Origin of the sequence: Jidongwangia harbinensis (genome assembly GCF_020216025.1) — a bacterium.
In the GTDB taxonomy this organism is placed as follows: Bacteria; Actinomycetota; Actinomycetes; order Mycobacteriales; family Micromonosporaceae; genus Actinoplanes; species Actinoplanes harbinensis.
On sequence record NZ_JAIWNC010000001.1, the window covers coordinates 199,031 to 221,518 of the forward strand.

A 22,488-nucleotide genomic window follows, 5' to 3' on the forward strand; every position below is an offset into this window, starting at 1 on the left:
GGACTCAGGTCGCCGGCCCGGCGACGGCGGCCTCGGAGGTGGCCCACAGCCGCGCCGCGTTCCCCGGGTGGAACAGGCGGGCGTCCGGCCGGAGCGGTTCGGCGGCACCGTAGAGCGCGCCGTTGCGCAGCTCCCCGGCCGGCGCCGTGACCAGCCGCACCAGCCGGCGCGCCGCCCGCTCCGGGCTGAGCAGAAACGGCGCGTAGCGGAAGACGAACCGCAACGCCGAGTCGCGGCCGATGTCGGTCCGGACCAGGCCGGGGTGCACGCTGACGCTCAGGATGTCGGGCCAGCGGCGCGCCGCCTCCATCGCGAACAGCACGTTCGCCGCCTTGGAACTCTGGTACGCGGCAAGGCCGTGGTAGCGCTGCCCGTCGGGGTCCAGCCGGTCCGGGTCGAACCGCACGTTGGGGCCGGGCCGCACCGAGGTGTTCACGATCCGGCCGCCGCTCAGCCGGTCCCGCAGCAGGCCGCTCAGCAGGAAGTGCCCCAGGTGGTTGGCCTGGATGGTGGCCTCGTGTCCGTCCACGGTGCGCCGGTACGACGTCGCCACCATCCCGGCGTTGTTCAGCAGAGCATCGATCGCCGGGTACGTGGACAGTAGATGGTCCGCGAGCGCCCGCACGTCGGCGAGGCGCTCGAAGTCGGCCCGGACGTGTCCCGGTTCGGTACCGCGCCCGGCCGCCCGGACCCGGTCGACCGCAGCGGCCAGCCGGTGTTCGTCGCGGCCGACCAGCACGACGTGGTCGCCGCCGGCGGCGAGTTGTTCCGCCGCGGCGAGCCCGATGCCCGAACTGGCTCCGGTGATCACGACCGTACGTGGACCCGTCATGCCGGATCTACCTCCCCATCTGGGTTCCGGGTGCCCGCGGCCGGCGGTGGCCGGCCTTCTGGGGGGTCTCCCCGGTGCGCACCTCTTCTGCATGGCCGTGGCTACGGCACCAGGACGATACGGTCGTCCGTGTCGGCGGTCCACGCCCGGGTGACGTCGGCGAGCGGCATCGCCCGGGCCCGTACGTCGATCGCACCGTCCGCCACCGCGATGGTGAGCGCGGGCAGCTCCGCGATCATGTCGCGGGCGGGGACGGAACCGATACCGCTGCCGACGATCTGCAGCCGGGCGGAACGCAGCGCGACGGACGGTACCGGTGCGGTCTGGCCGCAGATCGACCCGATCTGGATCCAGGTCAGCGGTGCGGTGCGGTCGGCGCGGGCGGCGAGCATCGGCACCATGGCCGCGGCGGCGGGCTCGCCCCAGAGGTAGTCGAGGACGACGTCGACGTCCGCGGCACGGTCGATCCGGTCGAGTGTGCAGGTCTCGTCGGCGCCCAGGGCGGACAGCGCGGCCAGCCGGGCCGCGTCGCGTCCGGCGGCGATCACGTGTGCGGCGCCGAACAGCTTCGCGACCTGCACCGCCATCCGTCCGGCGTTGCCGGTGGCGCCGATGATCAGCACGCGCTGTCCGGAGCTGAACGCGACGCGTCGGCGCAGGGCGACCCAGGAGGACATCCCCGGGTTCATCGCGGCGGCGATCAGGACCGGGTCGGCCCCGTCCGGCAGCACCACGCTGCGGCGGACGTCGATGACGGTGCGGTCGGCGAACGTCCCGAGCCCGGTGCCGTCGAGGGCCGCGTAGCGCAGTCGTCCGGACCGGTCGCGCACCACGGCGTCGGCGCCGGGCACCAGCGGCAGTCCGCCGCCGCCGCGGTAGTGCGCGCCGGTGGCCATGGCCCGGGTCAGGTGGTGCAGGCCGGCGGCGAGCACGTCCACGACCATCTCGTGGTCGCCGGTGGCGACCGGCTCCGGGTGGTCCCGGTAGGCCGGCGGGGTGTCGAACGCGGACAGGACAGCGGCGTGCATGGCGCCTCCAAGGTAGTTCGTATTACCAACTAAGTTGAGTATGGTTTGGAATACCAACCATGTCAACTAGCATGACGGCATGACCGCCGAAGACTCCGCGAGCGCGCTCATCGACGCCCTCGTCCGCAGCACCTTCCGGGTGACCGGCGTGCTCACCCGCATCGGTGCCGAGAACGACCTGTCGCTCACCCAGCTGCGGGTGCTCGGCATCCTCCGCGACCGGCGTCCCCGGGTGACCGAGCTGGCGGCGTACCTTGGCCTGGACAAGTCGACGATGTCCGGCCTGATCGACCGCGCCGAACGCCGGGGGCTCCTCGCCCGCGGCAGGAGCCCGCACGACGGCCGGGCCGTCGACGTGTTCCTGACCCCGGCCGGCCGCGAGCTCACCCAACGGCTGGACGTCCAGATCCGGCACGCGCTCGCGCCCGCGATCGGCAGGCTGGAACCCGGGCAGCAGACCCAGCTGCACGCGCTGCTCGAGTTCTTCCTGGAGCCCGCCGGCACCGACTGAGACCACGCCGTCCTGGTGCGTACGCACCAGGACGCCGGGGTCACCGGTTGCGGCGCACCAGGCCACGACGGTGACGCGGGACGATGTCGCGCGGGACGCCGGACGGAAGTGTTCGAGGCACGAGTTGACGCATCCTCGAACGAACGGAGCTTCCGTGTCCACGACCACGGTCCACCCGGCGCGAGCCGTCTCCCCGGTCCGTCTCGGCAGACGGTCCGTCGGCGCTCTCGGCACCCTGGCACTCGCCCTCGGCACGCTGCAGTCGGTGGTGGAGCCCGCGCTCCCGCTGCTGCAACGCGAGCTGGGGGTGAGCCCCGCCGACGGGGCTCTGATCACCACCGCGCTCCTCATCACCGGCGCGGTCCTCACCCCGGTGGCCGGCAAACTCGGCGACCGCTACGGCGGCAAGCGGGTACTGCTCTGGCTGATGGCCGTGGTCTCGGCCGGCGGCCTGCTGGCCGGCGTCGCACCGAACCTGCCGGTCCTGCTGGCCGGTCAGGTCCTGCAGGGCGTCATGGTCGGCGCGCTGCCGCTCTCCTTCATCCTGGTACGCCGGCATCTCTCGGCCGGCGAGTCGCAGGCCGCCATCGGCGTGGTCCTCGCCCTGTTCACCGGCGGCGGCATCATCGGGATGCTGGTCGCCGGGCCGATCGCGCACGGACTCTCCTGGCAGTGGATCTTCGCGCTGCCGACGATCGCGATCGTCGGCGCGACGGTGGCCGTGGCCCGGTGGATGCCGGACGATCCGCCGGCGCCCTCCGGCGACCGGATCGACTGGCCCGGCGTGGCCCTGCTCGGCACCACGCTGCTCGCGCTCGTTCTCGGGCTGCTCACGGTGACCGGCGGCGGCCTGCCGTGGTACGCGGTCGGCGCCGTCGTGCTGGTCGTGGCCGCCCTCGGCACCGGATGGGTCGTCGTGGAACGCCGCGCCGCCGCGCCGATGGTCGACCTGCGGATGCTGGCGAGGCCGGCGGTGCGGGGCGCGATCGTGCTCACCTTCGTCATGTCCATCACGTTCGGGATGGTGGTCATCCTGATCCCGCAGATGTTCGCGGTGTCGGCCGACGGCTACGGCTTCGGGCTCAGCACCACCGACATCGGACTGCTCCTGCTGCCCGGCGCGATCGCCGGAGCGGTGAGCGATTCGGTCGGCGGGTTCGCGGCGCGGCGTTTCGGTGCGCGTGCCGTGGTCGTCGTGGGCATCGTGGTCACGGCGGTCACGCTGGTCGCCCTGGCGGCGGTGCACGACGCCGCATGGCAGCTCGCCGTCGCGAAGGTGCTGACCGCGTTCGCCGCGGGCGCCGGCACCACGGCGCTGCTCGCCGGCACCGCGTCCGCCGTCGAGGCCACGGACACCGGCATCGCCACCAGCCTGCTCGTGGTGACCCGGCTGTTCGGCGTCATCCTGGGCGCCCAGGCCACCGGCACGATCCTCGTCGCCGGAGCCGACGGGGCCACCGGCCTGCCGACCGAGTCGGCCTTCGTCACCGGGTTCGTCGCCGCCGGTGTCGTCACCGCCCTGTCGCTGGTCGCCGTCCGCCTCACCCGGAACGGAGCCCGGGCATGAGGACGTCCACGAAGCGCACCGTGCTGGTCTCCGGCGCCGGCATCGCCGGGCTCGCGGCGGCGTACTGGCTGCACCGGTCCGGGTTCGCGGTCACGGTGGTGGAGAAGGCGGATGCGCCGCGCGACGGCGGTTACCCGATCGACGTGCGGGGCACCGCGATCGAGGTGGTCCGGCGGATGGGTCGAGCTGATCTCGCTGGCTCCGCATACCGTCGCCGGCAGCGTCCAGGGGCAGGATCTGGAGGTACGCCGCGGCGACCTGACCGCCGTCCTCCACGAGCTGGTCCGCGACGACGCGGAACTGATCTTCGGCACCTGGATCGACTCCGTGGAGCAGTCCGGGCACGGGGCCGACTTCACCATGCCGAACACGTTCGGTCTCTCCCGCGAACTGGTGTTGTGGAACACCCCGGGGCGGGCCGCGGCCCTCTACGCCGTCGGGGACGACGACGAGCTGCACGCCTTCCTGAACTTCCACCGGCCGGAACCGCCGGGGGCGCTCCTCCGGGACCCCGACGCCCAGCGTGACCTGGTCGCCTCGGTCTACTCGGACGCGGGATGGGAGGTGCCCGGCATCGTCGCGGCCATGCGCGACGCCGACGACCTGTTCTGTGACACCGCCGGTCAGATCCGCATGCCACGCTGGTCCGCCGGCCGGGTCGCGCTGGTCGGCGACGCCGCCTACGCGCCGTCGTTCCTGACCGGACAGGGCTCGAGCCTTGCCCTGGTCGGCGCCTACCTGCTCGCCGACGCCCTGGCCGGGGACGGCGACCACACCGCGGCCCTGGCCGCCTACGACCGTGGCCTGCGGCCGTTCGTGGCCATGAACCAGGCGCTGGTCGGCACCGGGGCGGCCACGCTGTTCCCCACCACGGCGGACGACCTGGCCCGGCGCAACGCCCGGCTGCGCGACCTCGCCGCCCTGCCCTCCGCGACCGCGCGACCGGCCCACTCGGCCCTGGTACTGCCGGAACCTACCGCGCCTCCGGCCCACCTTCGGGGGGCGTACGGACCAGACCGGTCCGGTAGGCGATGACCACCAGTTGTGCCCGATCACGGGCGTCCAGCTTGGTCATGGCGCGCTGCACGTGGGCGCGGACGGTGAACGGGCTGAGAAACATCCGCTCCGCGATCTCCTGATTGGACAGTCCGGTCGCCACCAGCGCCACCACTTCGCGTTCGCGCACGGTCAGCACGTCGAGCCGACCGGGCTGCGCGGGCGGGGTCTCGTCCGGGGTGGCCAGGAACCGGGCGATCAGGGACCGGGTCGCCGCCGGGGACAGCAGCGTGTCTCCGGCGGCGATCGTGCGCACGGCGTCCAGCAGGTCGCCGGCGCCGATGCCCTTGCCGATGAAGCCGCCGGCTCCGGCGCGCAGCGCCTGCGCGACGTACTCATCGGTCTCGTAGGTGGTGAGGATCAGGATGCGGGTGCTGCGCAGGTCCGGGTCCGCGCAGATCTGCGAGGTGGCGGTGAGACCGTCCGTCTCGGGCATGCGGATGTCCATCACCACCACGTCCGGGCGCAGCTCCCGGGTCAGCCGCACCGCGTCGCCGCCGTCGACGGCCTCACCGACCACGGTGATGTCGTCGGCGCTCTCCAGCAGCAGCCGGAAGGCCTCGCGCAGCAGAGCCTGGTCGTCGGCGAGCAGCACGCGCAGCGTCACGGTGCGCCACCCGGCCGGTCGGTGCGCTCCATGGTCTCCTTCGTGGGCTGGAGGGGCAGCTGGGCGCGGACGCGGAAGCCGCCACCCGGGTGCCGGCCCGCGGTGAGGTCCCCGCCGACCGCGGTGGCACGTTCCCGCATCCCGATCAGACCGTAGCCGGGCGGCCGGTGCCGCGCGGTCCGGGTGTCCGTTCCGTCGTCGGCCACGGTGACCGTCAGGCGATCGGGCGCCCAGGCGAGGCGGACGTCGGCGCTGCCCGTGCCGGCGTGCTTGGTCACGTTGGTCAGGGCCTCCTGGACGATGCGGTAGGCGGTCAGATCCACCCCGGGCGGGATCGGCCTGGCCGTGCCCTCCCGGTGCACCGCGACCTCCAGGCCCGCGCGGCGGAACGAGTCGAGGAGCGCGGGCAGTTGCGACAGTCCGGGCGCCGGCTCGCCGGGTCCGGTCGCGTCCCCGGCCTGACGCAGCAGACCGACCGTCGCCCGCAGTTCGTCGAGCGCCTGGCCGGTGGTCTCGACGAGTTCGCCCAGACTCTTGCGGGTCTGCTCGGGGCGGATGTCGAACAGGTGGGCGGCGACCGTGGCCTGCGCATTGGCCAGGGTGATCAGGTGGGCCACGAGGTCGTGCAGTTCCCGGGCGATGCGCACCCGTTCGTCGGCCACTCGGCGGCGGGCCTCGTCGTCCCGGTCCTGTTCGGCCCGCCGGGCCCGTTCCTCCACCACCGCCAGGTAGGCCCGCCGGTTCCGCACCGAGTGTCCGAGCACGCCGGCCACCAGCGGGAACGCCGCCACCACCCCCATCCGGCTGAGGTCCTGCCAGGAGTGTTCCGCCCACGGCGGGGTGGACGCGACCAGCAGCGCCGCCGAGGTCAGCAGCACCGCGCTCGCCGCCCGCCGGTCGGTGCGGGCGGTGAGCGCGTAGCAGTACGCGGCGACCACGGTGGGCGCCGCGATGAGCGGGCTCAGCAGCAGACCCAGCGGCGACGCCAGCACGCCGACGACGGCCGTGGCGAGCAGGACGGCCAGCGGCGCCCGGTGCCGCGCCGGCAGCAGGCCGCAGGACACGACCGCGACGACGTACCCGGCGGCGGTCGGCGGCGCCAGCGTGCCGTCGGACTGCACCAGGCCGCCGAACAGGCACACCGCGAACGCCGTCGCCGTGACCGCGGCCTCCCGTTGCCACCGGCCGCGTGGTCGTGGGCCTCCGCCGCCGTCCGTGCCGGACGGCTCGATGTCGGCCGCCGGCGAGCGGCGGAGGCCGGGGGGTGGCTGCACGGGATGAATCGTCCTCGAGGTCTGCGTCGACGGTGCCCGTCCCACGATAGGGGGCGGGCTCCACGCGACCCGCGCACCGCGTCGACGGGTCAGGGGCTGCTGCACACGATGTCGCCGGGTGCGGTGTTGCTACCGCCGTTGACCAGGAAGCCGAAGCTGGTCGAAGCACTGGCCCCGACGGAACCGTTGTACGCGGCGTTGCGGATGCTGACCGCGCCGCTGGTGCCGGTGTGCACGCCGTTCCACACGTTGGCGATGGTCTGCCCGCCGGCCAGCGTCAGCCGTACGGTCCACCCGTTGAGGGCGCCGGAGCCGTTGTTCGCCACGGTCACCTCGCCCTGGAAGCCGCCGCCCCAGCTGTTGGCCATGCGGAACGTGGCGGTACAGCCGCCCGGTTCCCCGGTGACCGGCGGCGTGCTCGGCGGCGTGCTCGGCGGGCTGCTCGGCGGCGTGCTCGGTGCGGAGCTCGGCGGCGTGCTCGGCGGGGTGCTGGTCCCCGGCACCGAGGTGGCGGCGGCGTTGAGGGCGTTGAGGACGGAGGTGTAGGCCGGCTTGGGGTTGCTGTTGCGGTCGAACAGCAGCGGACTCTCGTTGCTGCGCCACGAATCGCTGTCCCGCACGCCCCACGTGGTGATCCCGAGGCAGCGGGGGACGTTCATGCAGGCCTGGGTCAGGCCCTGGTACTGGCTGGTCGAGGCGTTGGTGACGTCGGCCTCGGTCAGGACCACGTCCACATCGAGCGCGGCGAAGCTGGACAGCGTCTGCTGGAAGTTGCCCGGCAGCGAGCTGCCACCGGTGAAGTGGGTCTGCAGACCGACGCAGTCGACCGGGACGCCACGGGCCTTGAAGTCGCGGATCATGGCGTAGACGCCCTGCGTCTTGCCGTACGTCCAGTTCTCGATGTTGTAGTCGTTGTAGCACAGCTGCGCGGACGGATCGGCGATGCGGGCGGCCCGGAACGCCGCCTCGATCCAGTCGTTTCCGGTGGCCTGCAGGTTCGACGCCCGCCGGCTGCCGTTCTCCTCGAACGCCTCGTTGACCACGTCCCACTGGAAGATCTTGCCGCGGTAGTGGGCCATGACGCCGTTGATGTGCTCGATCATCGCGGTGCGCAGGGCACTGCCGCTGAGGCTGCGGAAGAAGTTCGGCTGCTGCGCGTGCCAGGCGAGCGTGTGGCCACGGACCCGCATGCCGTTCTGGGTGGCGAAGTCGTAGAGCGCGTCGCCGTTCCTGAAGTTGAACTGGCCCCGGTTGGGCTGGGTCGCGTCGGGCTTCATCTCGTTGACCGCGGTCAACATGGAGAACTCGCGGCGCGCGATGGTCTGGAAGCCCGCGTCGCTGAGCCGGTCCGCGCCCATCGCCATGCCGAAGTACCGGCCGCTGCGTTCCGCCGCCGCCTTCAGGGTGGTGCCCGGCGGGCCGCTGGGCTCGGCGTGCGCGAGCGTGGCGACCACCACCGAGGACGCGGCGACCAGCACGGCGCAGACACCGCCGAGAAGCAGTCTGGCGCGGCGTTTCGGGCGTGCGGGCACGTCGTTCATCGGTACGTTTCCTCCTCGATCACGGCAGGATTGCAGACCGTGTCGACGATTTCACGGGCATTGATGAAAGGCAATGTGCAGCGATTATTTGTGCGACGACTTCGCTTATCGGCGAGCGATCGGACGGGAGCCGCGTAACACTTTTTCCCGCCGTTTTCACATGGTGTCCGGCGGGACAATTCGAATGCCCGGGCCGTCGTCCCGGTACCCGCCGAGGTAGGCGCTGGGGTGTATCTCGGTTGCCCGACCGGGCAGTACCCGGAGGGGCGATCGCCCCACCCGGTCGACGGCGCGGCCCGGGACCGGTTCGATGGACCGGTGGAGGAACCGCGACCGGTGGACAGATGAGGCGGACCCCGGCCCGGATGTCGGCGAGGAAGGCGTTCAGCGCGTTCCGTACCGATCCGCTGGGCCTCTTCACCCAGGTCGCCGCCGCGCCCGACGGAGTCGCCGTCACCGGCGTACTCGGCCGGGAGCTGACCTTCATCACCCATCCGGACCACGTGGCGCGGGTGCTGCGGGACAACCACCGCAACTACACGAAGGACGCTCCGGTGTACCGGGCCGCCCGCCCGTTCCTCGGTTCCGGCCTCACCGTGTCGCCCGGCGGGGACGACTGGCTGCGGCGCCGGCGCCTGGTGCAACCCGCGTTCGGACCGCAGAGCCTGGCGATCGCCACCCGGATCACCGAGGAATGCCTGGGCGACCTCGCCGACCGCTGGGCCGCGACGGCGGAACGGTCGGGCACGGTCGACGCGTCCGCCGAGATGTCCACCCTGTCGATGCGCCTGGCCTGCCGCACGCTGTTCGGCACCGAACTGACCGACGAGACCGCGGCGGTCGCGGCCGATCTGCGGGTGGTGTGCGACTTCGTGGTCCGGTACCTGGCCCGGCCGTTCCCGCCGCTGTTCGTGCCGACCGCCGCCAACCGCCGCTTCCACGCCGCCATGCGCCGGGTCCGTGCCGCGATCGCCGCCCTGGTCGCCCGGCCCAGCACGGAACTGATCGCGCGCCTGGTCGCCGACGCCGAGTCCGGCGGATCCACCCGGGAGCAGGTGGCCGACGAACTGCTCGGCCTCTTCTTCGCCGGGCACGAGACGCTCGGGCACACCCTCGCGTGGTGCTGGCAGTTGCTGGCCACCCACCCGGACCAGGCGGCCGCGCTGCGTACCGAGATCGACACCGTCGCCGGCGGGCGGGCGCCCACCGTGGCGGACCTGCCGGCGCTGGCACACACCCGCCGGGTCGTCGAGGAGGCCATGCGGCTCTATCCGGTGGTATGGATCATGATGCGCCGGGCGGTGGCGGACGACACCGTCGGCGGCTACCCCGTCGCGGCCGGGTCGTGGCTCGCCTGGAGCCCGTACGTCGGTAACCGGCACCCGGACGTCTGGCCACGGCCGGACGACTTCTGGCCCGGGCGTTTCACCGAGGAGCACGGCCGGGGCACCGCGTACCGACGCCATTCGCTGGCGCCGTTCGGACTGGGACCCCGGGCCTGCCCGGGATCCAGCCTCGCCATGACCCAGGCCTGCCTGACCGTCGCCACGCTGGCCCGGCGCTGCCGGGTGACGCCGGTGCCGGACGGACCGGTGCGCCCCGACCCGTCGATCACGCTGCGCCCGGCCGGTCCCCTGCCGTTGCGCCTCGCCGCCGGGTGAGCCGGTACCTGACGGGCGCGTTCGCGCCGGTGCCCCGCGAGCACACCGAGCACACGCTGCCGGTGACCGGTCACCTGCCGCCCGAGCTGGACGGCCTGTTCACCCAGATCGGCCCGGCGCCGGCCGGCCGGCCCCGCCGGGCACTGGACGGTACGTACCCGTGGTTCATGCAGGACGGCCTGGTCTGCGGGGTCCGGCTGCGGCACGGGCGCGCCCTCTGGTTCCGCAACCGGTGGATCCGATCCCGCCGCGCGGCACGAGCCCTCGGCGAGCCGCCGGCGCCCGGGCCACGGCACCTCCCGATCGACACGGTCAACACCAACGTCGTCGCCCACCACGGACTGCTGCTCGCGCTGGTCGAGTCGGGCTGCCTGCCGGTGCAGCTCTCCGAGACCCTGGAAACCGTGCGGTACACCGATTTCGACGGTCAGCTCCGCCGTGGCTTCACCGCCCACCCGAAGGTCGATCCGGCCACCGGCGAGCTGCACGCGCTGGTCTACTCGCCGTTGCGCCGCTGGGCGGAATACCTGGTGGTGTCCGCGGACGGCCGGGTGACCCGCAGCGACCGGATACCCCTCGGGGGCCGGCCGCTCGTGCACGACATCGCGCTCACCCCGTACTCCCTGGTGTTCCTGGATCTGCCGGTCCGCTTCGACGTGCGGCGGGCGGCAGCCCGCGCGTTCCCCTACCGTTGGCATGGCCGGCACCGCTCCCGGATCGGTGTGCTGCCCCGGGCCGGCGGACCGGTGCGCTGGCTGGCCATCGAGCCGGGCTTCGTCTACCACCTGGTCGGCGCGGAGGAGACCGCGGACGGCACACTGACCGTGCGCGGACTGCGGTACGACCGGCTCTTCGACGACCCGGCCGGCGACCCCCTCGGCCGGCCGGCGACGCTGTGGGAGTGGCGGGCCGAGGCGGGCGCCGACCACGCCGTGGCCCGCCCGCTGGACGACCGCCCGCACGAGTTGCCCCGGGCCGATCCGCGCCGCCAGGGCCAACCGCTCCGCTACTACTACGCGGTCGCGCAGGACGCGACCTCCGACCGGTCCGGCCTGCTGCGGTTCGATCTGCGGCACGGCCGGGGCGAGGTGCACGAGCTGGGTGCCGGGACCCTCTCGGGCGAACCCGTGTTCGTGCCGCGGGCCGCGCGGGGGCCGGAGGCCGACGGGTGGCTGCTGCACCTGCAGACGGACCTCGCCTCGGACGCCAGCGCCCTCGTCGTGCGGGAGGCGGCCGACCTGGCCGGACCGCCGGTGGCGGTCGTGCCGTTGCCGGTACGGGTCCCGGTCGGCGCGCACAGCAGCTGGATCCGGGCCGACGAATGGCGGGCGATGACGTGAGCACCTTCGGCACCTTCGTACGGCTGACCCGGGGCGTGCAACGGCGCCGCTGGAGCCTTGCCGCCGACGGCTATCTGCACGGTGACCCGGACGCCCGGCTGCACGTGGCGCCGTGGCGCAACGACCCCTATCCGCTGTACGAGGAGCTGCGTGACCGGGGCCGGCTGTCCCGCACCCGGTCGGGCATGTGGGTCAGCGTGGACCACGAGGTGTGCCGGGACGTGTTGCGGGACCGGCGGTTCGGCGTCCAACCGGACCGGCTGACCGTGGACGAGTCGTTGCGCGACGACTTCGAGACGTCGTTCCTCGGCATGGACCCGCCGGACCACACCCGGTTGCGCCGGGCGGTACAGACCGACCTCGGACCGCGGGCGGTGGCCGGCTACCGGCCGCTGATCGAACGTACCGTCGACCGGTTGCTCGACGACGCCGAGCGGGCCGGGCGCTTCGACCTGATGACCGCGGTGGCCGGGCCGCTGCCGCTGGCGGTGATGGCGGCGATCCTGGGCATCCCGGCGGACCAGCACCGGGCCTTCCACCGCCACGCGGCGGTGCTCGGCGGAGCCATCGACGGGGTCCGGTCGATGACGCAGGCGGCCCGGCTGCGTACCGCCACCCAGGCCCTGGACCGGATGTTCACCGGCCTGTTCGCGCTGCGCCGCCGCGACCCCGCCGACGACCTCATCAGCCGCCTGGTCACCGACGGCGCCGGCGAGGTCCGCGACGACGAGTTGCTGCCGCTGTGCAACCTGCTGCTGGTGGCCGGTTACGAGACCACCACCAACCTGATCGGCAACGCGGTACACGCCCTGCTCCGCAACGCCGGGCCGTGGGCGGCACTGACCGCGGACCCGGCCGGAGCCGGCGCGGCCGTCGAGGAGACGCTCCGCTTCGACCCGCCGGTCCAGCGGGCCGGACGGGTGGCGCGGGAGGACGTCGAGCTCGGCGGCCACCGGGTGCGGGCCGGCGAGTACGTGGTCACCCTGATCGGCGGCGCCAACCGGGATCCGGCGGCCTTCCTGGATCCCGGGCGCTTCGATCCGGCCCGTCCCGCCACCACCGCCCACCTGGCCTTCGGCGGCGGCATCCACTACTGCGTGGGTCACCCGCTGGCCCGGCTGGAAGCGACCGTCGCCGTCCGGCGGCTCGCCGAACGGCTCCCCGGGCTCCGGATCGGCGGGCGGGTACGCCGGCGCGCCTCCGGCATGATCCGCGGACTGACCCGTCTTCCGCTGCGGGCGACCGGGCCGCAACCGGCCTGACCCCCGGCGAAACGCCCGGGGATCACCCCGATAAATGAGCGAACGTCGCTGGAAAAGTGTTACGCGCGGCATAACCGAACGGTCGGCGATCGATCACCGAGAATGCTCGAACGAATTTTCATACTTGAATGTCTTGATACGTTCTGGCAACCTTGTGAATCGCAATGTTAGCGCTCACACTTTCGTCCGGACCGGTACCGCCCGGCCGCCGTCGCCGCATATCGCGGGCCAGCAGACCCGCCATACCCGCGCCTCGCACGGCGGCCCGGGGGACGCGGTCCCGACCCCGCCGGCACCGCTGCGGTTGCCGCGATCCGGCGGAACGCCGAAAGGAGCATGGATGCCCGGACGAAGAAGATGGATCAGCCGCGTCGTTCTCGCCGCCGGACTCGCCCTGGCCGGCGCCGTCGCCCCTCCCGGCGTGGCGGCGGCGGAGTCGAACGGCGGGGTCCGGGTCATGCCGCTGGGCGACTCGATCACCGAGGGCACCCAGGTTCCCGGCGGCTACCGCATCGGGCTCTGGCAGCGGTTGTCCGGCGCCGGGTACCGGGTCGACCTCGTCGGCACCCAGTTCAACGGTCCGGCCGCGCTCGGCGACCACGACCACCAGGGCCATCCGGGATGGCGGATCGACCAGGTCGACGCCGCCGTCACCGGATGGCTGCGCACCGCCGATCCGCGCACCGTTCTGCTGCATCTCGGCACGAACGACATTCTGCAGAACCATCAGGTGCCGTCCGCGCCGAGCCGGCTCTCCGCCCTGGTCGACCGCATCACCGCGGCCGCGCCCGCGGCGGACGTGTTCGTGGCCACGATCATTCCGCTGGCCTCGGCCGGCCAGGCGGCGGCCGCCCGCACGTTCAACGCCGCGCTGCCGGGCATCGTGCAGAGCAAGGTGAACAGCGGCAAGCGGGTCCACCTGGTCGACATGCACGCCGTGTTGACGACCGCGGACCTGATCGACGGCGTCCATCCCACCGCCGGTGGCTACGACAAGATGGCCGCCGCCTGGTACACGGCGCTGCGGTCGGTTCCCGGCACCATCGGCGACCCGTCCGACGTCCCGGCCGGCGGGGCTCTGGCCAACGCCGGGTCCGGACGCTGCCTGGACGTGCCGAACGGCAACACCGCCAACGGCACCCAGCCGGTCATCTGGGACTGCTCCGGCGCGGCCAACCAGCGATGGACGGCCACCGGTCAGGCCCTGCAGTCACTCGGCAAGTGCCTCGACTCACCCACCAACGCCACCGCGGGAACCAGAGCACAGCTGTGGGACTGCACCGGCGGGACGAATCAGCGCTGGAACCGCAACGCGAACGGCACGATCAGCAACGCCGCGTCCGGCCTGTGCCTGGACGTCAAGGGCAACGCCACCGCCGCCGGCAGCGTGGTCCACCTGTGGACCTGCACCGCCGCCGCCAACCAAGTCTGGACCGGTCGATAACCATGAGACTCTGGAAAGCCATGCTCGCCGTGGGAATCCTGCTGCTGTCGAGCACCGCGTTCGTCGCCACCGCTCCGTCGGCGCAGGCTCTGGACAACGGGGTGGGCCGCACCCCGCCGATGGGATGGAACAGCTGGAACACGTTCTTCTGCAACATCAACGAGTCGTTGATCCGGGGAATGGCCGACAGCATCGTCAGCTCCGGCATGCGCGACGCGGGTTACGAGTACGTGGTGGTCGACGACTGCTGGATGAACCCGAACCGGGACTCGAGCGGAAACCTGCAGGGTGACCCGACCCGCTTCCCCAGCGGCATGAAGGCGCTCGGCGACTACATCCACGGCAAGGGACTGAAGTTCGGCATCTACGGCGCGCCGCTGGACCGGACCTGCGCGCAGTACTTCGGTTCCTACCCGGGGGCGACCGGCAGCCAGGGGCACGAGGCCCAGGACGCCCGGCAGTTCGCCGCCTGGGGTGTCGACTATCTGAAGTACGACTGGTGTTCACCCAGCGGCACCATCAACGACCAGGTCACCACGTTCGCGCGAATGCGGGACGCGCTGGCGGCCACCGGCCGGCCGATTCTGTACAGCATCAACTCGAACAGCATCCACTCGAAGACCGGGCCGCAGCGCAACTGGGGTGATGTGGCGAACATCTGGCGCACCACCGAGGACATCCAGCTGGTCTGGAACACCAACCAGGTCAACGACTACCCGATGGGCATCCAGAACATCATCAACGTGAACGTGCCGCTGGCCGGATACGCGAGGCCGGGCGGCTTCAACGATCCGGACATGATGGAGGTGGGCCGGGGCACGTTGACCGACACCGAGCAGCGCTCCCACTTCGCGATGTGGGCGATCATGGCCGCGCCGCTGATCGCCGGCAACGACATCCGCAACATGACGGCCGCCACCCAGACGATCCTGAAGAACCCACGGCTCATCGCCATCAACCAGGACACCCTCGGCCTGCAGGGGGTCCAGGTCGCGGGCGACGCCAATCAACGGGTACTCGCCAAGCGCCTGGCGAACGGCGACGTCGCGGTGGCCCTGTTCAACCAGAGCGGCGCCACCCGGACGATCTCCACCACGGCCGAGGCGGTCGGGAAGACCGGAGCCTCGTCGTACTCCCTGGTCGACGCGTGGACCGGCGCGACCACGACCACCAGCGGCACGATCAGCGCGAGCGTGCCGTCGCACGGCACGGTGGTCTACCGGGTCAGCGGCGGTACCACCGCGGAGCCGCCGGTACCGGCATCGAACTCTCTGGTCAGCACGTCGTCGGGGCGGTGCCTCGACGTGCCGAACAGCAACACCGCCAACAACACCCAGCCGGTCATCTGGGACTGCAACGGCGCCGCGAACCAGAGGTGGACCGCGTCCGGTCAGACCCTGCAGTCGCTGGGCAGATGCCTCGACGCGCCGGTCGGGGCCGCCCCCGGGGCGAAGGTGACGATCTGGGACTGCAGCGGCGGCGCGAACCAGCAGTGGACCTTCCAGGCGAACGGCACGGTCCGCGCGAACCAGTCCGGACTCTGCCTGGACGTCTACAACAACCAGACCGCCAACAACACCCCGATCGTGCTGTGGACCTGCACCGGTGCCGCCAACCAGCAGTGGACCCGCCGCTGAACCGGCCGACCCGCGGGATCGGCGGCCACGCGGTCGCCGTCCGCTGAGACCGCGCGGTCCGGGGCGACGCCACGCCCCGGGCCGCGCCGTCCTGCCGGGCCGACCCGGGCGCCGGGCAAAATCGCCTACAACCTTTCCCGCCCGATCTCCGTCGGTAGGGGTAAAGGCGGCGACAAGGAGCGGCGACGATGCCGAGCGGGTCTGACGGTGAATATCTGGCCTACGTGCGGGGGCGGTTACCCGCCCTGCGCCGGACGGCGTATCTGCTCGGCGGCGACATGCACCAGGCCGACGACATAGTGCAGGAGACGCTGACCAAGCTCTACGCCCAGTGGGCGCGGGCCGTGCGTGCGGACAATCTCGACGCGTACGTGCACACGATCCTGGTCCGGGCGTTCCTCGACGACCGGCGGCGCGGCTGGTGGAAGGTCCGGCTGGTCGGCGGGCCACCGGATCCCGAACCGGCGGCCGGCGGCTCGTACGAGGACCGCGAGACCGTACGGGCGGCCCTGCGCCGGCTACCCCCGCGGCAGCAGGCCGTGCTCGTGCTGCGCTACCTCTGCGACCAGTCGGTGCAGGACGTGGCCCGGATCCTCGGATGCAGCGCCGGCACGGTCAAGAGCCAGACCTCACACGGTCTCCACCGTCTCCGTGAGGTGCTCGGCGAGCGTCCCGGCATCCCCACCCCCGTCATCGCCCGGCACCGATCAGGAGAGGTAACACGATGAACAAGGACGATGACCCGCAGCGACTGCTCGAACCGCTGCGCGGGGAGCCCTACGGCCTCCCGGCATACGACGTGGACCGGGCGATGGCCGACGGCCGGCGACGGCGCCGGCTGCGGCGCTGGTCCGTGACGGCCGCGGTGTCCGCCGTGACGCTGGTGACCGCGGGCGGCGGTACGGCCGTCGCCACGGCGCTGCGCGACGACGATCGCGGCCCTGAGCCGCTGCCCAGCGTCGTCGCCCCGGTGCCGGCGACCCAGCCGTCACGGGAACTGTCCTGCACGATGAGCAAGCTGCCGACCGGGCGGGTCAAGAAGGCCCTGGTGACCTCGGGCGACCCGACCGGGCGGTACCTGGCCGGCCGGGTGTACCCGCCCGGCGAGGAGGTCCGGACCGTGGTGTGGCGGGACGGAAAGCTCCTGTCCACGGAGGCGATGCCCGGCTCCGACGCCACGATCGAGGACCTGAACACCTCCGGTGTCGGCGTCGGCACCAGCTACGTGGGCGAGGACCGCACCGGTGCGTTCGTCCTGCGGGACGGGAAGTTCACCGCGCTCGACGGCGAGAACCCGGCGGCCTCGTCGATCAACAACGCGGGCGTCATCGTCGGCAGCGGCGGTGGCGAGCTCGAGCGGTACCCGCTCCGCTGGGCGGCGCCCGGCGCGGCCCCGGAGAAGCTGCCGTTGCCCCGCGGCATGACCGAGGGCAGGGCGATGCTGGTCGACGAGGACGGCATGGTGGTCGGCACGGTCGCCGAGCCGTCGGACCGGGGCGAGGGCAGCGGGCACCTGTGGCTGCCCGACGGCACCGGCCGGACGCTGCCGTTGCCCGAGGTCAACGGCAAGAAGGCGATCTTGTTCTCGCCGGAGTCGATCGGTGCCGGGACGGTGGCCGGGGTGGCGGTGTTCGACGACGGGGAGACCCGGACGTTCGCCACCCTGACCTACGACATCGCCACGAACCGCTACGAGCGGCTGGACGCCGGCCAGGGATCGTCGATCCTGTTGTCGGCGGACGGCGCGGTGCTGAGCGTGAACGGCAGGTCTCCGTCGATCCGGTCCGGCAAGGTGACCACGGATCTGCCCATCGACGCAGGCCGCGAGTACCAGGTGCGGGCGTTCAGCCGGGACGGACGATCGGCCGCCGGATACAGCGTCTACAGCGTGGCCAACAAGGTCGGCAACGAGCCGGTCCGGTGGCGCTGCCGCTGACCGGGCCCCCCGGCCGGCTCGGCACGTGCGGCCCGCTCTCATCCGGAGGGCGGGCCGCACGGGTACGCCGGCGGGTCGTCCGGCGCGGTGCCCCGATGGGGTGACCCGGCGGGACGGAATCCCGGTCACGCGGCCCCGGCGGGTGCGCGGCTCCGTACCCTCGGGTGGTGATCCGGATCGTCATGACCACGCCCGCGGGACCGCGGGGGCGGCTGCTCCTCGATCGCCTGCACCGGCGCGGGATCGAACTCGACGCGGTGCTCGTCCTCACCGGCGGCTTCGGGCCACCGTCGGCCCGGCCGGACGAGGGTGGCGTCCACCGGCTCGCGCGTTGGCCGATCAGTGTGGTCCGGGCCGCCCGGCGGAGGATCAACCTGTACCGCCGGCACCACCGGTGGCTCGCGGCCAGGTGCCGGCGGGTCGTGCCGACCGGCGAGGTGAACAGTTGCCGGCTGCAGCGGGACCTGCAGCGGCTCGCGCCGGACTACCTCGTGCTCGGCGGTGGCGGAATCCTGCGGCCGCACATCATCGCGACCGCGGGCGTGGGCGTGCTGAACGCGCATCCGGCGTTGCTGCCGTGGGTCCGCGGCTGCGGCGTGGTGGGTTACTCGCTCGAGAAGCAGGTCGCACTGGGCGCGACCGTGCATTTCGTCGACGCCGGGATCGACACCGGCCCGGTCATCGCCCGCCGCCTGCTGCCGGCACCGGCCGGGCCGGCCGCGCTCCGGGATCTGGAGACGGCCGTCGACGAGCTGGCCGCCGAGCTGATGGTGGACGTGGTGGAGGCGATCCGGCGTGGCGAGCGGCCGGCCGGCGTGCCGCACGACGAGCGCTTTCCGCTCCACCTGCTGGCCTCGGCGGCCGTGGACCGGCCGGCGCACGAGGAACTGGCCGGCTCCGGACGCGCCGCCGCGCTCTTCGAGACGTGGTCACCACTGGCCGTGGACGCGGCGTGGACGCTCCCTGCCGGCCCGGTGACGGTGGCCGGCTCCCCGGGTGAACCGGTGACCGGGTTTCCCGTCGTGGTGCCGGACACCCACCGGGCCGACGCCGCGCACGGTCGGGACCGTTGAAGGCTAGACCGGTATGGCCGGGGCGTCCTGGATCACGGCATCGGACCACTCGGAGACGGTCCTGCCGGTCGCCATCACGATCAGCTCCCCGCCAGGTCCGGCACCCCTGGTCAGGTCCCGAAGTAGGCCGAGCCGCTCCAGGGCGGGCGGCGCATAGGCACCGATGTGCTCCCGATCCAACAGCTGTGTCACGTGTTCCTCCGGGTCAGGCGGTGTGATTGACACGATATCGGGCAACGCGCCCTGCGAGGACGAAACCGCCAAATCCGCTCGACCATGCCAGCGGCGAGCGTGGAGGAAGTCAGGCCGGGCGGGGCCCGCCGATCGCTGGCCATGAACTTCCCGGTCCAGGAGCCAACGGTGGTCATCGGACACGGGAACGGCAAGGACAACGAAAAGTAACGATTCGAACCTGCTCTATCCAGGCCGCCACGCAACGCTAAGCTGATCTAGGACGTCGGACCGGACAATTCGATGCCGAACATTGACGTCGATGTCTAGCTGGGGAGCAGCTTACGTGCAATTCGTGCCACAACTTATAGACGCGGCCAACCACCTGGCCATCGCCCTGACGCCGCTGCAATGTATCTCATGGTGGTTCTGGTGACCGTCACACTCAGCGTGTTGGATCGATTTCCCTCCGCATGACACTTCACCACCCCGGGGGCTGCGCGGCGCTTGCCTCGCAGCCCCTTTCCGCTGCCCTAACCTCTAGTCGCCAAGCAACTCGGCATGAGACTAGCGTAACAGATCCGGCGCCGCGACCGAAGTCGTCGTCCGCAGTCGCTCCCGGAGCGGCGCGGCATCCGGTCCGGACAGTTGGGCGGCGAGGGCCAGCCCTTCGGCGCGTACCCGGATGGCGGCGGCGAGGGAACCCGCCCCGGCCAGGGCATCCGCCAGCACCGCGAGCGCCTCGGCGTGCCGGAACGAGTCGCCGAGGTCGGCGGCGGCGGCCACCGCCGTCTCGGCATACACCGTCGCGAAGGCGGAGCCCTCGGCCCGGGCGATGTCCGCGCGGGTGATCAGGGCGTCGCAGGCACCGGCGGGGTCCTCGATCCGGTCGTAGACGGCGAGCGCGGCGGCACAATGCCGGTGTGCCAGGTCGTGGTGTCCCGCACCGAGGTGGAACCGGCTCAGCTCGGTGTGGGTGAGAGCCTGGGAGCGCTCCGCCCCGATCTTCGTCCGCAGGCGCAACGCCTCCCGGTAGGCGGCCAGCGCGAGCGCCGGTCGCCCCTCCCGGCGATAGGCGTCGCCGAGGCGATGCAACGTCGCCGCTTCGCCGAACTGATTGCCCAGCCGCCGCGAGATGGCCCGCACCTCCTGATAGATGGCCACCGCCCGGCCGGTGTCGCCGAGGTTGAGATAGGCCGAGCCGAGGTTGTGCGCGCAGACGCTCTCCGCAGCGGGATCGCCGGCCTCCGCGGCACGCGCCCGCGCGGCCGTCAGCGGGGCGATGGCGCTGGCGAACTGGTGGAGGCCGCAGTACGCGTACCCCGCGTTGCTCAGATTCGCGATCTCACCGTAGGCGTGACCGTCGCGCCGGGCCGACTCGGCACCGATCTGGTTCATCTGCACCAGATCGTCGTAACGACCGGTGCGGGTGAACAGATCGTGCACCGCCGCGGGGATCTGCCAGGCGTGCCGGTGCAGACCATGCCGGACCGCCCGCTGCACGGCCGTCGCCAGGTTCTGCCGCTCCGACCGGCACCAGGCCATCGCGGCACCCTCGGTCGCGAACTCCATCACACCCGGGGGCGCCGGAGGCAGGTCGGGAACCGGCGGTAGCTGCGGCGACAGGAGCGCGGCGGCGTTCGTCGCCGAGCGCAGGAACCAGGTGAGGACCGCGGCTCGGGCAGCGTCCGTCTCCGCCGCCGGATCCTCCGCCTGGCCCATCGCGCCGGCGAACTGGCGCAGCAGATCGTGCAGTCGATAGTGGCGGGCGGTGTCGTGCTCCACCAGGTTCATCCGGGCCAGCAGGTCGAGGATCGGCATGGTCTCCCGCGCGTCCGCGCCGGCGAGCGCCGCCGCGGCGTCCAGGCTGATCCGCGCGCCGGGGTGGAGGGCGAGGAGGCGGAAGACCCGGGCCGCCTCCGCCGGTAGCGAACGGTACGACCAGGCGAACACGGTGCTGAGGTCGTCGTCCTCGGCGCGGGCCCACAACAGACGGTCCCGCAGTTCCGCGGCCAGCTCGGCGATGCCGGCCCGGGGGCGCTCGGCAACCTGCACCCCGACGATCCGGAGTGCCAGCGGGAGGCCTCCCGCCATCGCCGCCAGCCGGGACACCGCCGCCGGCTCCGCGGCGGCCCGCCGCGCACCGACGAACTGGGTCAGCAGCGCACCGGCCTCCGCTTCGCCGAGCGGTTGCCCGACGAACTGGTGCACGCCCTCGCGGACGGTCAGGCCGTTGAGCCGGCGCCGGCTGGTGATGATGGCCAGGCACGTGGGTACCGCCGGAATCAACGGGCGTACCTGAGCCGAATCGGCGGCGTTGTCGATGAACACCAGCACCCGGCGTCCGGCCAGCACCTCGTTGAACCGGTGCCGCCGATCGTCGCTCCCGGCCGGGATCCGCTCCTCCGGCACGCCGAGAGCATGCAGGAAGTGCGCCAGTGCCTCTCCGGGAGCGATCGGCTCGCCCGGCCCGAACGCGCCGGCGTCGAGAAAGAGCTGCCCATCGGGGAACAGACCGGCACGTCGCTGCGACCAGTGGACGGCCAGGGTCGTCTTGCCCACGCCCGGCATGCCGGTGATGATCACGCCGTGGGGCCGGTCAACGCCCGGCTCGGCGAGGCGATCAAGTTCGGTGAGCAGGTCTTCGTGGCCGACGAAGCCGGGGATGCCGTACGGCAGCTGACGCGGCCGGGCGTCGGCGCCGTACGGCGGCCGGGCCCGGATCACGTCGAGGTCGATGCACGGTTCGGCCCCCAGTTCACGGCGGAAACGCTTGCGGAACTGCGCCAGGTACCGCCGCGCGTCGTCCTCCCGGCGAACCGCACACAGTGCACTGATCCACAGCCGGGCGAGCGACTCGTCCACGTCGTACTCACGGACCAGTTCCTCCAGCTGTACCAGCACCGCGTGGTGCCGGCCGGTGCGCAGCCGGGCGTCGGCCAGCAGCCGGTGGGCGTCCACCAGAGCCTCGGTGATCTGCCGGCGCAGGTGTTCGGCCGCGGACCCACGGAGGTCCGCGACGGCATCGCCGCGCCACAGCCCGACCGCCCGCACCAGATCCGACTCGGCCTCCACGGGCCGATCGCTCCCCAGAGCGGTGCGCGCCTGCTCGACGAGGGTGCGGAACTGATGAAAGTCCACGGTGGCCGGATCGACGTCGAGCCGGTACGCGGCGCCGACCCGGGCCAGCTCATGCTCGACGCCACTGCGGTCGAGAACCGAGCGCAGCCGGCTGACCATCGAGTAGAGGGTCTGCCGGCGGTCGACCGTGCCGCCGTCCGGCCACAGGTGGTCGGTCAGCCGGTCCACGGCCACCGGCTTTCCGGCGTACAGCAGGAGAACGGCCAGCAGCCCCCGCTGCTTCGCCGCACCGAGCGGGACCGCCTTTCCCCCGACGTGAAGCTCGGTCGGACCAAGTATCGCGAACCACACCCGAAGCACCCCCACCGTAATGACCCCACTACTCAGTGTGTTGGCCGCTCCGGTTTCCCGCCAATCCGCGCTGTTCGCTGTGCGTAATATCGGACACGCGATTGCTAGTTCTCGTG

The 22,488-nt window shown here is 72.4% G+C and carries 18 protein-coding genes and 1 pseudogene; 12 read left to right on the forward strand and 7 right to left on the reverse strand.

Going from position 1 to position 22,488, the window contains the following annotated elements:
- Positions 1 to 4: 4 nt before the first annotated feature.
- Together LDL48_RS00860 and LDL48_RS00865 are read right to left on the reverse strand one after the other, a co-directional pair.
- A complete protein-coding gene (locus LDL48_RS00860; RefSeq protein WP_225252990.1) occupies positions 5 to 832 on the reverse strand; it encodes an SDR family NAD(P)-dependent oxidoreductase in 828 nt (275 codons plus the stop codon).
- Positions 833 to 933: 101 nt separating this feature from the next.
- Positions 934 to 1,860 carry a zinc-binding alcohol dehydrogenase family protein gene (locus tag LDL48_RS00865; RefSeq protein WP_225252991.1) on the reverse strand — a complete coding sequence of 309 codons (927 nt, stop codon included), beginning with the start codon at positions 1,858 to 1,860 and terminating at the stop codon, positions 934 to 936.
- Positions 1,861 to 1,939: 79 nt separating this feature from the next.
- Between LDL48_RS00865 and LDL48_RS00870 the strand changes: the two genes are divergently transcribed.
- The 4 genes and pseudogenes from LDL48_RS00870 to LDL48_RS00885 all read left to right on the forward strand — a co-directional run bounded on the left by LDL48_RS00870 (position 1,940) and on the right by LDL48_RS00885 (position 4,973).
- On the forward strand, positions 1,940 to 2,371 hold the full coding sequence (locus tag LDL48_RS00870) for a MarR family winged helix-turn-helix transcriptional regulator (protein ID WP_225252992.1): 432 nt from the start codon (positions 1,940 to 1,942) through the stop codon (positions 2,369 to 2,371).
- Between the two features lie 154 nt (positions 2,372 to 2,525).
- Positions 2,526 to 3,938 (forward strand): MFS transporter, encoded by a 1,413-nt coding sequence (locus tag LDL48_RS00875; protein WP_225252993.1) that lies wholly within the window; start codon positions 2,526 to 2,528, stop codon positions 3,936 to 3,938.
- Positions 3,935 to 4,018, forward strand: a pseudogene (locus tag LDL48_RS00880) (hypothetical protein); the annotation flags it as partial. The gene LDL48_RS00875 and the pseudogene LDL48_RS00880, both read left to right, overlap by 4 nt.
- 31 nt (positions 4,019 to 4,049) lie before the next feature.
- On the forward strand, positions 4,050 to 4,973 hold the full coding sequence (locus LDL48_RS00885) for a Rossmann-fold NAD(P)-binding domain-containing protein (protein WP_225253322.1): 924 nt from the start codon (positions 4,050 to 4,052) through the stop codon (positions 4,971 to 4,973).
- On the opposite strand, the gene LDL48_RS00890 is transcribed toward LDL48_RS00885, so the two are convergent.
- The 3 genes from LDL48_RS00890 to LDL48_RS00900 form a co-directional block, all read right to left on the reverse strand.
- Positions 4,912 to 5,601, reverse strand: a complete 690-nt coding sequence (locus LDL48_RS00890; protein WP_225252994.1) for a response regulator transcription factor — start codon at positions 5,599 to 5,601, stop codon at positions 4,912 to 4,914. The two genes, LDL48_RS00885 and LDL48_RS00890, sit on opposite strands and share 62 nt — an antisense overlap.
- The gene (locus LDL48_RS44360) at positions 5,598 to 6,875 is read right to left on the reverse strand and encodes a sensor histidine kinase (protein WP_225252995.1); all 1,278 of its coding nucleotides are present in this window, start codon (positions 6,873 to 6,875) and stop codon (positions 5,598 to 5,600) included. Before LDL48_RS44360 ends, LDL48_RS00890 begins: the two co-directional genes overlap by 4 nt.
- 89 nt (positions 6,876 to 6,964) lie before the next feature.
- Entirely contained in the window at positions 6,965 to 8,416 is a 1,452-nt protein-coding gene (locus tag LDL48_RS00900) for an endo-1,4-beta-xylanase (RefSeq protein WP_225252996.1), read from the reverse strand.
- Positions 8,417 to 8,760: 344 nt separating this feature from the next.
- Here LDL48_RS00900 and LDL48_RS00905 point away from each other — a divergent pair, with 344 nt between their 5' ends.
- The 8 genes from LDL48_RS00905 to LDL48_RS00940 all read left to right on the forward strand — a co-directional run bounded on the left by LDL48_RS00905 (position 8,761) and on the right by LDL48_RS00940 (position 18,769).
- The gene (locus tag LDL48_RS00905; protein ID WP_225252997.1) at positions 8,761 to 10,077 is read left to right on the forward strand and encodes a cytochrome P450; all 1,317 of its coding nucleotides are present in this window, start codon (positions 8,761 to 8,763) and stop codon (positions 10,075 to 10,077) included.
- A complete protein-coding gene (locus tag LDL48_RS00910) occupies positions 10,074 to 11,417 on the forward strand; it encodes a carotenoid oxygenase family protein (protein ID WP_225252998.1) in 1,344 nt (447 codons plus the stop codon). The genes LDL48_RS00905 and LDL48_RS00910 overlap by 4 nt, the downstream gene beginning before the upstream one ends.
- The gene (locus tag LDL48_RS00915) at positions 11,414 to 12,679 is read left to right on the forward strand and encodes a cytochrome P450 (protein WP_225252999.1); all 1,266 of its coding nucleotides are present in this window, start codon (positions 11,414 to 11,416) and stop codon (positions 12,677 to 12,679) included. The genes LDL48_RS00910 and LDL48_RS00915 overlap by 4 nt, the downstream gene beginning before the upstream one ends.
- A gap of 340 nt (positions 12,680 to 13,019) precedes the next feature.
- Positions 13,020 to 14,123 (forward strand): ricin-type beta-trefoil lectin domain protein, encoded by a 1,104-nt coding sequence (locus tag LDL48_RS00920; protein ID WP_225253000.1) that lies wholly within the window; start codon positions 13,020 to 13,022, stop codon positions 14,121 to 14,123.
- Positions 14,124 to 14,125: 2 nt separating this feature from the next.
- On the forward strand, positions 14,126 to 15,760 hold the full coding sequence (locus tag LDL48_RS00925) for a glycoside hydrolase family 27 protein (protein ID WP_225253001.1): 1,635 nt from the start codon (positions 14,126 to 14,128) through the stop codon (positions 15,758 to 15,760).
- A 188-nt stretch (positions 15,761 to 15,948) separates the two neighbouring features.
- On the forward strand, positions 15,949 to 16,488 hold the full coding sequence (locus LDL48_RS00930) for a SigE family RNA polymerase sigma factor (RefSeq protein WP_225253002.1): 540 nt from the start codon (positions 15,949 to 15,951) through the stop codon (positions 16,486 to 16,488).
- A complete protein-coding gene (locus tag LDL48_RS00935; protein ID WP_225253003.1) occupies positions 16,485 to 17,696 on the forward strand; it encodes a hypothetical protein in 1,212 nt (403 codons plus the stop codon). The genes LDL48_RS00930 and LDL48_RS00935 overlap by 4 nt, the downstream gene beginning before the upstream one ends.
- A 167-nt stretch (positions 17,697 to 17,863) precedes the next feature.
- Positions 17,864 to 18,769: a formyltransferase family protein gene (locus LDL48_RS00940; RefSeq protein WP_225253004.1), complete on the forward strand. Its 906-nt coding sequence runs from the start codon at positions 17,864 to 17,866 to the stop codon at positions 18,767 to 18,769.
- A 3-nt stretch (positions 18,770 to 18,772) separates the two neighbouring features.
- On the opposite strand, the gene LDL48_RS00945 is transcribed toward LDL48_RS00940, so the two are convergent.
- Both LDL48_RS00945 and LDL48_RS00950 read right to left on the reverse strand, forming a co-directional pair.
- Positions 18,773 to 18,961 (reverse strand): hypothetical protein, encoded by a 189-nt coding sequence (locus LDL48_RS00945; protein ID WP_225253005.1) that lies wholly within the window; start codon positions 18,959 to 18,961, stop codon positions 18,773 to 18,775.
- Positions 18,962 to 19,507: 546 nt separating this feature from the next.
- Positions 19,508 to 22,372: an AfsR/SARP family transcriptional regulator gene (locus LDL48_RS00950; RefSeq protein WP_225253006.1), complete on the reverse strand. Its 2,865-nt coding sequence runs from the start codon at positions 22,370 to 22,372 to the stop codon at positions 19,508 to 19,510.
- Positions 22,373 to 22,488: the final 116 nt, after the last annotated feature.